This window comes from Ruegeria sp. HKCCA0235A (assembly GCF_013033235.1).
GTDB lineage: Bacteria > Pseudomonadota > Alphaproteobacteria > Rhodobacterales > Rhodobacteraceae > Ruegeria.
In genome coordinates, this window is record NZ_WQDQ01000001.1 from 673,886 (window position 1) to 689,949 (window position 16,064).

At 59.5% G+C, this 16,064-nt stretch carries 14 protein-coding genes; 6 read left to right on the forward strand and 8 right to left on the reverse strand.

Annotated elements, in window-relative coordinates; translation table 11 throughout:
- The first annotated feature begins 1 nt into the window (after position 1).
- Both ilvN and GOW56_RS03365 read left to right on the forward strand, forming a co-directional pair.
- Positions 2 to 562, forward strand: a complete 561-nt coding sequence (gene ilvN, locus GOW56_RS03360) for an acetolactate synthase small subunit (protein ID WP_117868667.1) — start codon at positions 2 to 4, stop codon at positions 560 to 562.
- Between the two features lie 312 nt (positions 563 to 874).
- On the forward strand, positions 875 to 1,594 hold the full coding sequence (locus GOW56_RS03365; protein ID WP_171167696.1) for a helix-turn-helix domain-containing protein: 720 nt from the start codon (positions 875 to 877) through the stop codon (positions 1,592 to 1,594).
- A 9-nt stretch (positions 1,595 to 1,603) separates the two neighbouring features.
- On the opposite strand, the gene GOW56_RS03370 is transcribed toward GOW56_RS03365, so the two are convergent.
- The 4 genes from GOW56_RS03370 to prfB form a co-directional block, all read right to left on the reverse strand.
- On the reverse strand, positions 1,604 to 2,389 hold the full coding sequence (locus GOW56_RS03370) for a DUF2189 domain-containing protein (protein WP_171204929.1): 786 nt from the start codon (positions 2,387 to 2,389) through the stop codon (positions 1,604 to 1,606).
- Positions 2,390 to 2,415: 26 nt separating this feature from the next.
- Positions 2,416 to 3,816, reverse strand: a complete 1,401-nt coding sequence (locus tag GOW56_RS03375; protein ID WP_171205035.1) for an amidase — start codon at positions 3,814 to 3,816, stop codon at positions 2,416 to 2,418.
- Positions 3,817 to 3,919: 103 nt separating this feature from the next.
- Complete coding sequence (locus GOW56_RS03380; protein WP_171204930.1) at positions 3,920 to 4,624, reverse strand: M50 family metallopeptidase; 705 nt, start codon at positions 4,622 to 4,624, stop codon at positions 3,920 to 3,922.
- A gap of 1 nt (position 4,625) precedes the next feature.
- On the reverse strand, positions 4,626 to 5,753 hold the full coding sequence (gene prfB, locus GOW56_RS03385; protein ID WP_171167691.1) for a peptide chain release factor 2: 1,128 nt from the start codon (positions 5,751 to 5,753) through the stop codon (positions 4,626 to 4,628).
- Positions 5,754 to 5,830: 77 nt separating this feature from the next.
- On the opposite strand from prfB, the gene GOW56_RS03390 reads away from it, so the two are divergent.
- Positions 5,831 to 6,658 carry an aminoglycoside phosphotransferase family protein gene (locus tag GOW56_RS03390; RefSeq protein ID WP_171204931.1) on the forward strand — a complete coding sequence of 276 codons (828 nt, stop codon included), beginning with the start codon at positions 5,831 to 5,833 and terminating at the stop codon, positions 6,656 to 6,658.
- Here GOW56_RS03390 and GOW56_RS03395 read toward each other — a convergent pair.
- From GOW56_RS03395 to GOW56_RS03405, 3 genes are all read right to left on the reverse strand, one after another.
- Positions 6,655 to 9,144, reverse strand: a complete 2,490-nt coding sequence (locus GOW56_RS03395) for a PBP1A family penicillin-binding protein (RefSeq protein ID WP_171204932.1) — start codon at positions 9,142 to 9,144, stop codon at positions 6,655 to 6,657. The two genes, GOW56_RS03390 and GOW56_RS03395, sit on opposite strands and share 4 nt — an antisense overlap.
- Positions 9,145 to 9,238: 94 nt before the next feature.
- Positions 9,239 to 10,459 carry an N-acetylmuramoyl-L-alanine amidase gene (locus tag GOW56_RS03400; protein ID WP_171204933.1) on the reverse strand — a complete coding sequence of 407 codons (1,221 nt, stop codon included), beginning with the start codon at positions 10,457 to 10,459 and terminating at the stop codon, positions 9,239 to 9,241.
- Positions 10,460 to 10,525: 66 nt separating this feature from the next.
- The gene (locus GOW56_RS03405; RefSeq protein ID WP_152458278.1) at positions 10,526 to 11,689 is read right to left on the reverse strand and encodes a pyridoxal phosphate-dependent aminotransferase; all 1,164 of its coding nucleotides are present in this window, start codon (positions 11,687 to 11,689) and stop codon (positions 10,526 to 10,528) included.
- Between GOW56_RS03405 and GOW56_RS03410 the strand changes: the two genes are divergently transcribed.
- From GOW56_RS03410 to GOW56_RS03420, 3 genes are read left to right on the forward strand one after another with little or no spacing between them, the layout of a single operon-like run.
- Positions 11,688 to 13,070 carry a M48 family metalloprotease gene (locus GOW56_RS03410; RefSeq protein WP_171204934.1) on the forward strand — a complete coding sequence of 461 codons (1,383 nt, stop codon included), beginning with the start codon at positions 11,688 to 11,690 and terminating at the stop codon, positions 13,068 to 13,070. The genes GOW56_RS03405 and GOW56_RS03410 overlap by 2 nt on opposite strands.
- On the forward strand, positions 13,067 to 13,825 hold the full coding sequence (locus tag GOW56_RS03415) for a DsbA family protein (protein ID WP_171204935.1): 759 nt from the start codon (positions 13,067 to 13,069) through the stop codon (positions 13,823 to 13,825). The genes GOW56_RS03410 and GOW56_RS03415 overlap by 4 nt, the downstream gene beginning before the upstream one ends.
- 24 nt (positions 13,826 to 13,849) lie before the next feature.
- Positions 13,850 to 14,929 (forward strand): agmatine deiminase family protein, encoded by a 1,080-nt coding sequence (locus tag GOW56_RS03420; protein ID WP_171204936.1) that lies wholly within the window; start codon positions 13,850 to 13,852, stop codon positions 14,927 to 14,929.
- Positions 14,930 to 14,938: 9 nt separating this feature from the next.
- Here the strand turns inward: GOW56_RS03420 and ispG are convergent, their stop codons facing one another.
- Positions 14,939 to 16,060, reverse strand: a complete 1,122-nt coding sequence (gene ispG, locus GOW56_RS03425) for a flavodoxin-dependent (E)-4-hydroxy-3-methylbut-2-enyl-diphosphate synthase (protein ID WP_171204937.1) — start codon at positions 16,058 to 16,060, stop codon at positions 14,939 to 14,941.
- Between the last annotated feature and the right edge of the window lie 4 nt (positions 16,061 to 16,064).

Genomic DNA, 16,064 nt, shown 5'->3' on the forward strand with positions numbered 1-16,064 from the left:
AATGTCTGCCCTACATATCAAAAAAGGCTCTACCCGCCATTCGGCCTATAACCTACGGCCCACCTTCTCGGACGTTCAGGAACGCCATACCATCGCGGTTCTGGTCGAAAACGAGCCCGGAGTGCTGGCCCGTGTCATCGGCCTTTTCTCGGGTCGTGGGTACAACATCGAAAGCCTTACGGTGGCCGAGGTTGATCATACCGGCCACCTGAGCCGCATCACCATCGTCACCACCGGCACGCCCCAAGTCATCGAACAGATCAAGGCGCAGCTTGGCAGGATTGTCTCGGTGCGTGATGTGCATGATCTGACGGTCGAGGGCGCCTCGGTCGAGCGTGAACTGGCGATCATCAAGGTTGTCGGCGAAGGCGACAAGCGGGTCGAAGCCCTGCGACTGGCCGATATCTTCCGCGCCAATGTTGTCGACAGCACACTCAATTCCTTCATCTTCGAAATCACCGGTGCGCCCGACAAGATCGACGCATTTGCCGACCTGATGCGCCCGCTGGGCCTGATGGAAATCGCGCGTACCGGCGTGGCGGCCCTGCTGCGCGGCGATTGATCGAACTGTCCCGCCTTGGCACTTGTCTTGCAGCCAAGGCGGGAACACTTATTAGGGTGGCTGGTCCTTTCAAATTCAACTCTTGCGATCTGAATGCGCTATAATTGCCATAAGGTCGGCTTTTCCCGAAAAAGATCAGGCATTTTCAGATAAAGCCTATTGCCTTTACACATGAGGACGTTAGCCTCGAAGCTGCAACGCGACGTGGGGATACGTTGCTTGGGGTCATTCTGTACGATTTAAAAATGCACTGGGCTTCGGCTTCAGTGCGACGATGGTTTCTTTCAGAAACTAAGCAAGACGTGGGCACCCATGACTGACGATATTCGTAGTCCGGCTGAGATTCGCGCAATGTTTGGTGCGAACCTTCGGCAATTGGCGAAGCGATATCGCTCGATCTCGGCGCTGTGCCGACAACTTGGCGTAAACCGTACCCAGTTCAACAGATATCTTTCCGGTGAAAGCGTTCCCAGACCAGATGTGCTGGACCGTATATGCAGGTTTTTCGATGTCGATGCCCGCATTCTTCTGAAACCGCTGGACGAGATCGAGAAGATCGAAGAACACCCTGCAACTCCGGCCCTGACAGAGTTTCTGGGCTCGGGTGCGGATGCGATCGAGAAATCCCCGTTTTCCCCCGGGTTCTACGCGGTGATCGAAAGCCTGTCGGCTGAACACCGGATGACCCTGCTGCACGCCCGACCCCTGGCCCAATGTACGTTGATCCGTGGTTACGTGTCGCGTGCGGCAATGCCCGAGGCACCCCCGAAGGCGCGGGAGATACAGGGGATAGCGGCCGCAAGCGGTGACACTGTCTATATGCTCACCTCCCAGCGGGAAGGTCACAACAGCCGGGTCTATCTGATCTCTCCGGACCCTACGGGAACGGCAGTTCATTGGCGTGGGTCGGTCATCAGCCCGACAAATGCGACAACGCCCGAACCCGTTGTGCTGAAATACCTTGGGCACGACTCGACGGCCATCTTTGCTGCTGCGCGATTGTCGACGAACAACGTGGCTAAGCACCTGTAACCTACCGTCTCAGGTAGTTGTTTTCCCTTCATGATTCTGCGTGATCTGCCGGTACAGATGCCAACTGGCATGTCCCAGCAACGGCAGAACCACCAGCAACCCCAGAAACCAGGGCACCATCGCCAGAAATGTCAGCACCGCGATGAAGGCACCCCAGGCCAGCATCACCGGAAAGTTCTCTGACACGTAGGTAAAGCTGGTGATCATGGCCGTTACGAAGTCCAGCTCGCGGTCCAGCAGCAGAGGGATCGACAGAACGGTGATCATGTACAGAACGGTCGCAAAAACCGCCCCGACGGCGGTGCCGACGGCCAGCATTGTCAGGCCATTCAGTGTCAGAAACACCTCAAGCGAGGTCGACACGTTGGTCATCGTCGCCAAACCCATGAACAGGGCAAAAATCATGTGCCCCAGAAAAAACCAGAAAAGAAACACGACAACTATGATCGCGCAGATCGAGGGCAATTGTCTGCGGCTTTGCTGCATCACGACCCCGAAGATCGCGCCAAAATCGAGCGGCTTTCCTTGTTCCAGCCTGTGCGATACCTCGTACAGACCAACAGCGGCAAACGGGCCGATTAGCGGAAACCCGATGGCCGCCAGCACCAGCCAAAAGGTTGTTCCGGTCTGAACTGTCACCCATGCCATCGCCCACCCGGACAGTACGTAAAACCCCGCAAAAATAAGGCCGAACAGCGGTGCGCGGCGAAAGTCGGCCCAGGCGCGCTGCAATGCAGTACGCAGCATGGCGGTATCGACCGGCCGCATATCCGGAACACCAAAGGGTTTGTCCATGTTGTCTTCCTCCTCCCTGACCGGCGTTATGGCATCGCCGGCCTCTTGTTCGGCCAATTGGTTTCGGCGTGGTAAGCCGCACCGACTGACAATAGTTTCCGATCCGATCCTCTGGGCCCGAACAATTGAAACCCCATCGGCAGCCCCTGCGTGCCAAACCCCGCGGGCGCAGCAAGACATGGCAGGCCGATCAGGCTGACCGGTATCGTGACATGCATCCATCGGTGATAGGTATCCATGGCCCGGCCCGCGATCTCTGTCGGGTAAGGCAAATCAACCGAAAACGGCCAGATCTGAGCAGACGGCAGAACCAACGCGTCAAACTGTTCGAACAGGTTCGCCGCGCAACGGAACCATTCCGAGCGGATGACACTGGCGTGGTGTACCTCCATTGCACTCATTGCCAGACCCCGATCCAGTTCCCATTGTGCTGAATCTTTCAAATCTTCCTTTTCCGACGCCAAGGGTTCCAGCCCGGCGGCCACGCTGAACGACCGCAGGGTGATCCAGCTGGTCCAGAGTTTTTCGGCATCGAAAGGCGGGGCGACGTCCTCAACCCGCGCGCCACGTGTTTCGAACACGTCCATCGCGTCTTTACAGATGTCAAGAATACCGGGCTCGGTCGGAAAAGCGCCGCCCCAGTCGCCAAGCCACCCGATCCGCAGCCCTTGCAGATCTGTGGCGGTCACCGGCGACACCGGCGCACTTTCAACGGCCAGCGGCAAGCGCGGGTCCGGACCCGAGATGACATCAAGCAGAACACCCAGATCTTCGGGGCAGCGCGCCATGGGGCCCAGTGTCGACAACTGGTGCAAAAAGCTGTCCCCTACGGGATCGGAAGGCACCCTGCCCCAGCTTGGCCGAAAGCCATAAACGTTGTTCCAGGCGGCAGGGTTGCGCAAGCTGCCCATCATGTCCGAGCCATCGGCCAGCGCAACCATGCCCGTCGCCAAGGCAACCGCCGCCCCGCCGGATGAGCCACCGCAGGTACGATTGGCATCATAAGGGTTGCGCGTTGCCCCATAGACCGGATTGAACGTGTGCGATCCCAGCCCAAATTCCGGCGTATTGGTTTTGCCGATCAGGATGGCACCGGCTTGCCGCATCCGGGCGGCGATCAGATCGTCGCTGGCTGGCACGTGGTCTTGAAAAACAGGTGATCCTTGCGACGAGACGACACCCGCCACATTCACAAGATCCTTGACTGCGATTGGAAGACCGTGCAGCGGGCCGGTGATCGGGCCGTCGTCACAGGCCTTCGCCTCGGCCATCAAACCATCTGAATCCCTCAGCGCCACGATGGCATTCACCTCACCATTGACCTTGGCGATGCGATCCAGCGTGGCCTGCATCACGTCCGAGGCTGAAACCTGCCGGTTGGCCAACTGTTTCAAAAGGTCTGTAGCCGATATCCGGGTCAGGTCCATGACGCGCCAATCCATTGTCGTTTCCGGCAGCCTAGCGGGCAGCTCGGATCATTTAAACCCACTGTTTAAATGTATCTTTTCAGCGTCGTCCCAGACGGCAATGTCAGCGCGCTGATCTGCGAAAATGCAGGTTGCTGTCAGCCCCAAGCCAGTAGCGCAGGCAAAGAACGATCACGAGGCAGCTGAGCACCAGCCAGATCCCACCCCACAACATGGCAGACCCACCGAATTCCTCGGCCAGCATGAATGCATCCGAGCGCGCGCCAGACCGTCGGATCGTGTCATCGAAGATGTCGAAAGGGACATAGATCATGCTGGTCAATCCGATCACGCGCAGCACCAGATCGCTTGCATCGGGGCGCAGATACCACGCCGCAGCAATCATCGCAGCCCCGGTTCCGATGCTGAAAACAAGGGCGAACGGGTCGCGGATATACAGCACCGCCACCAGACACATGACGCCGCCAAAACCCGCCAGAACGGCGCGGTCGGCCCGTGTTCGCAAGGCAAGGATCAAAAGGGCCATGCCAAGCGCCAGTGAACCAAGATACCCGGCAGACAGGCTGAGAAAGCGATTGCCGCCCCGGCCGACGACAACGCCGCCCTGTTGTGATGAGATCGAAAAGCTCTCGACCGAGCCGCCCGTCATCAGGATCGTCACCGCATGAGACAGCTCATGCAGAAAGACGACCAGTATCTTCAGTGGAACCGCAACCAGTGTATTCCAAAGCAGAAACACCAGGGCCGTGATGAGGATAAGCTGCCAATGCCCTTTCAGAACGTTCTGGAAAGGGCTGTTACGCTTCACCTCAGATGTCGCCCTGGGCCTCGGAGCGGCTCTTGCCCGCTACGTTCAGGGCCAGTGTGGCCGCCATGAAGCCGTCCAGATCGCCGTCCAGAACACCCTTGGTATCCGAGGTCTCGTAATTGGTCCGCAGGTCTTTGACCATCTGGTAGGGCTGCAAAACATATGACCGGATCTGGTTGCCCCAGCCCGCATCCCCCTTGGCCTCGTGTGCCGCGTTGATGTCGGCGTTCCGGCGGTCCAGCTCCAGTTGATACAAGCGCGATTTCAGAGCCTTCATGGCGATATCGCGGTTCTGGTGCTGCGACTTCTCGGACGAGGTCACGACAATCCCGGTCGGAATGTGGGTGATCCGCACGGCCGAGTCCGTGGTGTTCACGTGCTGACCGCCCGCCCCCGATGACCGGTAGGTGTCGATGCGGATATCGGCGGGGTTCACCTCGATCTCGATATTGTCGTCGACCACGGGATAGACCCAGACCGAACAGAACGAAGTGTGCCGCTTGGCCGCCGAGTCAAAAGGCGAAATCCGCACCAGCCGATGTACGCCACTTTCGGATTTCAGCCAGCCATAAGCGTTGTGCCCCGAAATCTTGTACGCAGCGGATTTGATCCCTGCCTCTTCGCCCGGGGTTTCGGACTGAAGCTCGACCGTATAGCCTTTTTTCTCGGCCCAGCGCACATACATCCGCGCCAGCATCGAGGCCCAGTCGCAGCTTTCGGTTCCGCCCGCGCCCGAGTTGATCTCGAGGAAGGTGTCGTTGCTGTCGGCCTCACCGTCAAGCAGGGCCTCAAGCTCTTTCTTCGCGGCCTTGGCCTGAAGCGCCTTGATCGCGGCTTCGGCGTCCTGGACAACTTCTTCGTCTTCTTCCAGTTCGCCCAGCTCAATCAGTTCGATATTGTCGCTGAGATCGGTTTTGATGGCCTCGTAGGTCTCGATCGCGTCGACCAGCATCTGCCGATCGCGCATCAGTTTCTGCGCCTTTTCGGGATTGTCCCACAGGTTGGGATCTTCGACACGCGCATTGAATTCCTCAAGGCGATGCGGCGCGGTCTCATAGTCCATGCGCTGCGCCAGCAGCTCCAGCGACTTTTCGATTTCCGCCACAGTGTTCTGGGTTTCGGCGCGCATGGTCTTGTCCCAACTTGCTCAATCAGGCCTGCGTGATAGCAAGAGGTGCGAGACACCACAAGACGGGCTGAGCGTGAATGCAAGGCACATTCAAAGAGTTTCTGGACCGATGGGAATTGCATCAACCGGAACTGGTTGCCGAGACAGCCCAGGCGCGGGTGTGGAAGGTACGGTCGGAACACGGGCCCGCCGCCCTGAAACTCTATCGCGGACCGGATCGCGGCAACGAAGAACCCGGGACCGCTTTGTTGAAGGCCTGGCATGACCGGGGCGCGGTTCGGGTTCTCAACGAGGAACGGAATGCCGTTCTGATGGAATGGCTGGAAGGCCCGTCTTTGGGGGACATTGCACGGGCAGGACGCCCTGAAGACGCTGTTGCGATCCTTGCAGAAACGGCGGCGCGCCTGCATGGGAAGGCCACCGCAGACGTCGATGGCTTGAATCCCCTGAACCAGGTGGTCGCCCCTTTGTTCGGGTGCACCTTTGCTCCGGCCTGCCCAACCCTTCTGCGCAAGGACGTGCTGTCTGCCACGAATCTGGGTCAGCACCTGTTGATCAGCCAGCCCATGCCGGTGCCCCTGCACGGGGATCTTCACCCGGACAACATTATTCTGACCCACAATGGACCGCGGGTTTTCGATGCCAAAGGATATGCAGGAGATCCGGCCTTTGAACTGGCAAATGCACTGCGGCACCCAAAAGGCATGACCGAATTGGTGCGCGATCCCCGGCAGATCGAAACCTGCCTGTCGCTCTATTCCGAAGCCATGAATGTTTCAGAGAAACGGCTGGCCCAATGGGCAGCCGTCAAATGCGCTTTGTCCATCTGCTGGCGATCCGAAGGTGCCATCGAAAACGACCCGGAAGCCGACCTTTTGCGCCTTTTTCTGGACGTGGCCGATTAGTAAAGACCGCCGGTACTCAGATCGCCTTGCGTGGCCTTGGGGCCGACCGTGATGGTTTGACCGGTGGAGGTTTGAACCTGCACACCTGCGCGCTGTGCTTCCTCGAACAAAGGCAGGTCGGAACCAATCGCAAAACCACCGTCATAAACACGGTCGATGAACCCATCGACACCGTCGCGGAAGAACTCGGCCACGACATAGTCGCCAGTGGCGTCATCCGGCAGGCGGGCGCCGCTGAAACGGTCGATTTTGATAAAGTGACCACCTTCTGGAACCTTGAATGGCCCACCGCCATACTTTTCGACGGCTTTTTCCATGAAGCTCTGGAACACCGGGCCGCACAAGGTACCACCATAAGCCCCCCGTCCCATCGGGCGCGGGCGGTCGTAACCGATATAGCAGCCAGCCACGATGTTCGAGGTAAACCCGATAAACCACGCATCCTTGGATTCGTTGGTGGTTCCGGTCTTGCCCGCTGTCGGCACCGGCAGGTTCACAACGCGCGATGCCGTCCCGCGATCAACTACGCCTTTCATCATCGACGTCAGCTGATAGGCGGTGATGGCATCCATGACCTGCGCGCGATCTGTAACAAGGGTCGGGGCCTCGTCGGGCTCCAGCCAGGTCGAGTTACAATTCAAACACTGACGGTCATCGTGACGATAAATGGTCTTGCCGAACCGGTCCTGAATACGGTCGACCAGAGTGGGTTCAACCCGCTCACCGCCGTTCGCGAACATCGCATAAGCCGCGACCATTTTGTACAGCGTCGTCTCTTCGGACCCCAGCGAGTTCGCAAGAAACGCCCCCATCCGGTCATAGACGCCAAAGCGTTCGGCGTAACCTGCAACCACCGGCATCGTGACCTCTTGGGCCAGACGGATGGTCATCAGGTTCCGCGACTGCTCGATCCCGGTGCGCAAGGGCGTCGGCCCGTAGAACTTGTTCGACGAGTTCTTGGGCCGCCACAAGCCCTGTGGCGTGTTCACCTCGATCGGTGCGTCCACAACGATGGTTGCCGGGCTGTATCCGCTGTCCAGCGCGGCGGCATAGACAAAGGGTTTGAAGCTGGACCCCGGCTGGCGCTGTGCCTGCGTGGCGCGGTTGAAAACGGTATCCTGATAAGAAAACCCGCCCTGCATCGCCAGAACGCGGCCCGAGTTCACATCCATCGCCACAAAGGCGCCCTGAACTTCGGGCACCTGACGGGCAGACCACTGCCCCTCTTCGCCCTCGACAACGAGGATCACATCACCGCGCTTGAAGTTCGCCGCAAAATCACCCTGCATCCACTTGATATCGGACCGCGGAATGGTGCCATCCGCAGGGCCGTCTTCGATCCCGACGGTAAGTTGCTGATCCGAGACATTCAGAACCACGGCGGGATACCAGCGGGTCGGCAGCACCACATCGCGCGGGATTTCCAGAAGCGACAGCGCCTCGCGCCACTGCGCTTCATCCGCCAGTTTTTCTTCCGAGATCACTTCGCCGGTGCCGCGCCATTTCCCGCGCGACCGGTCATATTTTTGTAACGCCGTGCGCAGGGCCTTTGCGGCCTCGACCTGCATTTCTTCGTCCACCGACGCACGAACCGTGAAGCCGCCGGTAAAGAACTCACCTTCACCAAAGTCCTCGCTCAGTTGGCGACGGATTTCATCGGTGAAGTAGTCGCGCGGCGGCAATGCGGTGCGGAAGCTTTCGAAATCGCCGTTCTGAACCGAGCGCAGCGGCATCTCGACCTCGGACTCATAGGTCGCCTGATCGATGTAACCGTTCTGGTACATCTCGCGCAACACATAGTTTCGGCGGGCCAGCAGGCGTTCCTTTTCCCGAACCGGGTGGTAATCCGACGGCGCCTTGGGCATCGCGGCCAGCATCGCGGCCTCGTGCGGGGCCAGTTCCTGCAAGGTCTTGTTGAAATAGGTCTGCGCGGCGGCCGTCACGCCGTACGAGTTCTGACCCAGAAAGATCTCGTTCAGGTACAGCTCAAGGATCTGCTCCTTGTCCAGGGTATCCTCGAGCCGGGTGGCCAGGATGATTTCCTTGATCTTGCGTTCCGCCCGGCGGTCGCCCGACAACAGGAAGTTCTTCATCACCTGCTGCGTAATGGTCGATGCACCGCGCACGGTACCGCCTTTGGTGCGCACCGCTTCGACACCTGCCGCGACGATGCCGCGTGGGTCGTAACCCTGATGGGTATAGAAATTCTTGTCTTCCGCCGAAATAAACGCCTGCTTCACCAGATCGGGAATTTCCGCGGACGGCGTGAACAGGCGGCGTTCCTGCGCAAATTCGTCGATCAACTGACCTTCGCCCGAATAGATCCGGCTGATCGTCGGGGGCTTGTACTGGGCCAGGGATTCGTGGCTGGGCAGGTCCCGGCCATACATCCAGAAGACCGCACCGATCACCAGTGCGACCATGAAAATACCCAAGGTAACGATACTGAAGATCGCCCCGAAAAACGAAAGAATGAACCGGATCACGTTACTGCCTTTTTCTCGCGGTGGTGCCTATATAGTGTTGCACCGCCCAAGGGTCAAAACACCAAGCGTATTCTAGCCGTTTTGCGTCGCAAGGTCACTGGCCAATCAGGGATTTGCGGATCACATCCTGCTGACGCCAGTCTTCGATCCCCTGAAAGATACCCAAGGCCATTTTCGCCCGCCATTCCGAATCCCTGAGGTTTTCTCGATCTCTGGGGCTCGACAGAAATCCAAGTTCGACCAAAACAGACGGAATATCGGCCGCCTTGAGCACCGAGAACGAAGCGGTCCGCAGCGGTTTTCGGTTCATCGGCCCGCCTTGCTGGGCCATCCCGTTGGCGATCGCGCTGGCCAAGGACCTGGTCCGCGGCATCGTTTCCTGGCGCGCCAGATCAAGTAGAACATCGGCCACCTGATCATCGGCACCATTCAGATCGATACCCGAGATCAAATCCCCCCGATCATGCCGCTCGGCCAGTTTTGAACTGGCCACATCCGAAGCATCGGCCGATAGGGTATAGACGGCAGCCCCATGGGCCTGACCTTCCGAAAGGGAATCCGCATGCAGCGAAATGAACAGATCCGCGCCAGCCCGATGCGCCAGGGCAATCCGGCGCTCCAACGAGACGAACTGGTCGTCAACCCGGGTCAGGACCACCTCATAACCTCCTGATCGCAAGAGAACTTCGCGCAGTTCGCGGGCAAAGGTCAGCATCAGGGTTTTTTCATCAACGCCGTCGATTTCGGCACCCGGATCAATCCCGCCATGCCCCGGATCGAGCATCACGCGCAACGGCCTGTCTGCCGAGCGCGCCGATGCCTGCGGCACATCAGCCGGTTCCGGCAGGTCCCATCCCGGGTTGCGCGGCGCACCTGCGGTTGCGTTGAACGTATCAAAATCCGTGCCCTTGAGGTTGAGAGACAGCAGAGCCGCCCCCGAATCCTCGGCAACTGACAATACGGCAGTGTCTACGGCCATCGGAGCGCCCAGTTCCAACACCAGCCGCGACCAACCCGGAACATAGGCTCCGAATTGCACGCCGCTGACGCGTTCGGATTGCAGGAAATCCGTTCGGTTCAGCCCGGTCCAATCCACTTCGTTGAAGTCCAGAACCATCCGGTACGGATCCTGCAAGGTGAAGATCCGGTACGGCACCCCCTGGCTCAGGCCGATATCCACGCGAACGCCAGTTCGCCCCACATCCGTGATGCGGCTTTGGTCGGGCTGAACGCGTGCCAGCGCGCTGAAATCCTGCGCGACGGCACTGCCGCACAGCGCCCAGATCAGGGCGATGCAAATGAAGATCCTGCTCATGGCCTCAAGTTTTCCCGAGATCGTTTGCCGGGCAGCCTATACCACAAGGGCTGATTTGTGAACGGCTCAGGCAGGTTCCCCGATCACCTTCCGCTCGGTCATGAAAACGCGCAACCGTTCCAGCCCGTCCTGAATGTCGGCCGTCGAACGCGCATAGGAAAAACGCAACGTCGTATGGCCGCGCTGCGGATCGAAATCCAGACCCGGCGTGACCGCGACCCCGGCCTTTTCCAGAATCTCGGCCGCAAATGCGCGGCTGTCATCGGTCAGGTCAGACACGTCGGCATATACATAGAAAGCCCCGTCCGGAGGCGCGATTTTCGTAAAGCCCGCCTTGGGCAGCCCGTCCAGCATCAGGGCGCGGTTTCGGCGGTACACGTCCAGATTGGCTTGCAGTTCGTCCTCGCAATCCATCGCGGCCAGTGCGGCAACCTGACTGGCATGCGGCGCGCAGATGAACATGTTCTGGGCTATCCGCTCGACCACGCGCACCTGATCCTCAGGCACGACCATCCAGCCCACGCGCCAACCGGTCATCGAGAAATACTTGGAAAACGAGTTGATCACATAGCACTCATCCGTCAGTTCCAGCGCGGTCACGGCCTTGGCCTCGTATTCCAGACCATGGTAGATTTCGTCGCTGATGAAGGATGCCCCCTGCCCGTGTGCGGCTTCGATCAGCGACCCCATGGCGGCGTGATCCAGCATCGTGCCGGTAGGATTCGCCGGAGACGCCACCATCAGCCCCTTCAGGCCCATTCCCTGAATATCCGCTGCCACGGGTTGCAGACGGTTTTCAGGCGCAGTCGGCAGATCGACCGGCACCAATCCAAGTGCCCTGAGAATCTGGCGATAAGACGGATACCCCGGCGCACCGATTCCGACGCGATCCCCGCTGTCGAACAATGCCGTGAAAGCCAGCAGAAACCCGCCGGACGATCCGGGCGTGATGACCACGCGCCCCGGGTTCAGGTCCACATCGTACCACTCACCATAAAGCTGCGCGACACGCTTTCGCAGTGCAGGCAAACCCAGAGACACCGTATAGCCCAACGGGCTTTGATCCATCGCCTTGGCCAGCGCCTCGGTCGCGCCCTTGGGGGCGCCGGTTCCGGGCTGGCCAACTTCCATGTGAATCACATGGCGGCCCGCTTCTTCCGCACGGCGCGCGGCCTCCATCACGTCCATCACGATGAAGGGATCGACCCCGGACCGGGTTGAGTTTCTCATGCCCATCTCCCATGTTGCAGCCATGGCTTTTGAACGCGTATCCCTGCTGACGTCAATCCCGGCTCTGATCCTGTCGGTTGGTGTCTGGCTGGCGGCGGCAACGCAATCCCATGGGCAAAGCCTGATCCGCGACCCCGATATCGAGCGTGGCCTGCGCGAGCTGGCCTTTCCGGTTCTGCGCGCCGCCGGTCTGAACACCAATCGGGTTCAAATCCTTGTGGTCAATGACAACACGTTCAATGCATTCGTCATCGACTACAACGCCATCTATTTGAATTACGGGCTGATCCTTACGGTCGAAAGCCCCGAAATGCTGCAAGCGGTGATCGCGCATGAGGCGGCGCATATCGCGAACGGCCATCTGGCCCGCCGCGCCGAAAACCTAAAGGCGGCGCGGCGCAATGCGGGCCTTGGTACCGCTTTGGCCCTGCTTGCGGCTGCGGCCGGAGGGGGTGAAGCCGCCATTGGCATCGCCGCAGGCACCCAAGGCGCCGCAATCCGCAGCTTTCTGGGCCATACCCGCGCCGAAGAGGCCTCGGCCGACCGAAGCGCCGCAAGCTATCTGCGATGGGCTCAGATTTCCCCCAGCGGCATGGTCGAGCTGCACAGAAAATTCGCGGGTCAGGAATTGCTGAGCGTCGCCAATCAGGACCCGTACATGCGGTCGCATCCCACCAGTCGTGAACGATTGCGCGCCGCCGAAGCGTTTCTGGATGAGTTCGGCGACAAGGCCGTTCCGAATGCCAATGCCGATTACTGGTTTGCCCGCGTCAAAGGCAAACTGTCGGCCTTTTTACGCTCACCCAGTTGGACATTACGGCGCGCCAAAGAAGAAACCGCTCAGGACATCCGCCTGATGCGCGAGGCTTCGGCCCATCATCAGAACCGTGATTTGGATCGCGCGCGCCGTGCCATCGACGAGGCACTGGCGCTGCGCCCGAACGACCCCTACTATTATGACCTGAAAGGGCAAATTCTGCTGGAAAACAGGCAAATAGGCGCGGCTGTTGAAGCGTATGGGAACGCTGTTGAAATGGCTCCGAACGATGCGCTTATCCTGGCTGGATACGGGCGGGCGCTGTTGGCGCAGGGTCAAACCAAACAGGCCCTGAGCGTGCTGGAAAAAGCCCGCGCCCGGGACTATCGGAACGCCAGGCTGTTGCAGGATCTGGGTGTGGCCTATGCTCAGGTTGGCAATGATGGTATGGCATCCACCGTGACGGCAGAGCGGTATGCGCTGCAAGGGCGGTTGAAAGATGCCGGAATTCACGCGAAACGCGCCGTGGCACGACTGCCCGAAGGTTCACCGGGTTGGCAAAGGGCACAAGACGTGTTGATTGCGTCGGAACGACTCGACAAAGACAAAAGGAAACGGAAATGATCCTCAGACATGCTGCACCCGCCCTTCTGGGGCTTTCCATGGCGGCGACCTCGGCGCAGGCGCTGGACTTGAACGCGATGAACGATGCCGAGAAAGCGGAATTTGGTGCCCAGGTGCGCGAATACCTGCTGGAAAACCCCGAAGTGATCATCGAAGCCATCAACATTCTGGAAGAGCGCAATGCCGTCGCCGAAGCCGCGGCGGACAAAGAACTGGTCGCCGCCAATGCGGATGAACTGTTTGATGACGGGTACAGCTGGGTTGGCGGCAACCCGAATGGCGACATCACACTGGTCGAGTTCATGGACTACCGGTGTGGCTATTGCCGCCGTGCCGTTCCCGAAGTTACCAGCCTGCTGGCAGAAGACGGCAACATCCGCCTTGTGATCAAGGAATTCCCCATTCTGGGTGATGCGTCTGTGCTGTCCTCACGTTTTGCCGTGGCCACCAAACACGTGGCGGGCGACGACGCATACAAGCAGGTCCATGATGCCCTGCTGGAATTCACCGGCGAGCCAACCGAAGTTGCCCTGCGCCGCATCTCGGACGGTTTGGGGCTGAACAGCGACGAGATCATCGCGGCGATGAACAGCGATCGCGTTACGGATGAGATTGCGCGCACCCGTGCTCTGGCCCAGCGGATGCAGATCTCGGGCACGCCTTCGTTCGTGTTGGGCACAGAGATGCTGCGTGGCTATTTGCCAGCCGATCAGATGCAGCAGATCGTTAACGGTATACGTGCCGAACGCGGCTGAGGCCGGAACTGTCGGCAACATGCCATGAAGCGGCGGGAATTTCTGGTGGCCGGAGGAGCGTTGGGTATGACGGGTTTCTCTGGCCAGTCTATTGCGCAGTCCGCGACAGGCTTCCACGTGCCGGCCGAAGACGCCCGGCATGAACGCACTTTCATGCAATGGCCGGTCAGCCGCACCGTCTATCGCGATCCCGTTTTTCTGGAAATGGTAAAGGGGACCATTGCGGAAATCGCAAACACGATCTCTGCTTTTGAACCCGTCACAATGCTCGCCGGAACGGAACATCACGCAGACATCAGCAAACGGCTTTCTGCGGCGGTCGAGATCTGGGATGTCCCGACAGAAGATCTGTGGTGCCGGGACGCAGGCCCGGTCTTTGCGATCAACGACCGTGGCGCGCTTGCGGTCCAACAGATCCAGTTCAATGGGTGGGGAAGAAAACAGGTTCACGCACATGATGCGAAAATTGCCGGCAAAGTGGCCGAAAGGCTGGGTCTGCCCCTGTTGCCGACCGGGCTGATCGGCGAAGCCGGTGGCGTCGAGCAGGATGGGCATGGGACACTTATGGCGCATGAAAGCTCGTGGGTGAATGACAACCGCAATCCCGGCCTCACTCGGGACGAGATCGAAGCCCGGTTGTTGGCGGCCTATGGGGCCAAACGCATGATCTGGTCCGAAGGTGTCTGGGGCGAAGACATCACCGACTATCACATTGACAGTCTGGCCCGCTTTACCGGCCCCGGTCGCGGCATCATCAACTTGCCGGATGAACCGGACAAAGATGATCCATTCCAAATGGCCGCGCTGGACACCCATGATCGTCTCATTGCCGCGGGCATCGACATGGACGTGATACCCGAGCCGCATTTCCGCCGTGTCGAAGACCTGGATTTCGTGGCCTCTTATGCCAATTACTACGTCTGCAATGGCGGTGTGATTGCGGCCCGGTTCGGAGACTCGGAAACAGACAGGATCGCGTCGGAAACGCTTGCAAGGCACCACCCTGGGCGTGAAGTCGTGACGCTTGACGTGGATGTACTGGGCGAGCTGGGTGGCGGCATCCATTGCGCCACACAACAGATGCCGTTTTTTCAGATGTCGTGAAGAAACAGGCTATTCAGCCGCTTCAGCCGCCGCATCCAGTTCAGCCGCCTTTTTCTCGACCTCTTCCACGATGTGATCGATCATCTGGTCGTTCGACATCTTGTGGCTGGCTTTGCCGGCCAGATAGACCATGCCGGACCCTGCCCCGCCGCCGGTGAAACCAACATCGGTCATCAGCGCTTCACCCGGCCCGTTGACCACGCAGCCGATGATCGACAGGGACATCGGCGTCTTGATGTGTTCAAGGCGATGCTCCAGCGCCTCGACGGTTTTGATGACATCAAAACCCTGCCGCGCGCAGGATGGGCACGAGATGATATTGACGCCCCGATGGCGCAGGCCAAGGGATTTGAGGATTTCAAACCCGACCTTGACCTCTTCCACCGGATCAGCAGACAGGCTGACGCGGATCGTGTCGCCGATCCCCATCCACAGCAGGTTGCCCAGCCCGATGGCCGATTTGATCGTGCCGCTGACCAGCCCTCCGGCCTCGGTAATGCCCAGATGGATGGGGGCATCCGTCGCCTCGGCAATGCCCTGATAGGCCGCGGCAGACAGGAACACGTCGCTGGCCTTTACGCTGATCTTGAACTCGTGAAAATCATTGTCCTGAAGGATGCGGATATGTTCCAGCCCGCTTTCTACCATCGCCTCGGGGCACGGCTCGCCATATTTTTCAAGCAGGTGCTTTTCCAGGCTGCCCGCGTTCACGCCGATGCGGATCGAGCAGTTGTGGTCGCGCGCCGCCTGGATGACTTCTTTTACGCGGGTTTCGTCGCCGATATTGCCGGGGTTGATGCGCAGACAGGCAGCGCCCGCTTCGGCGGCCTCGATCCCGCGCCGATAGTGGAAATGAATGTCCGCCACGATGGGCACCGGGCTTTCCCGAACGATCTGTTTCAGCGCCTTGGACGACGCTTCGTCAGGAACCGATACGCGAACGATGTCAGCGCCGGCCTCTGCCGCGGCCTGTACCTGCGCCACGGTCGCCGCCACATCGGTGGTCAGCGTGTTGGTCATGGTTTGAACGGCAATGGGTGCATCGCCACCAACGGGGACGTTGCCGACCATGATTTGACGGGATTTACGACGATAGATGTCGCGCCATGGGCGCACGTGATTTAGGGACATAAGG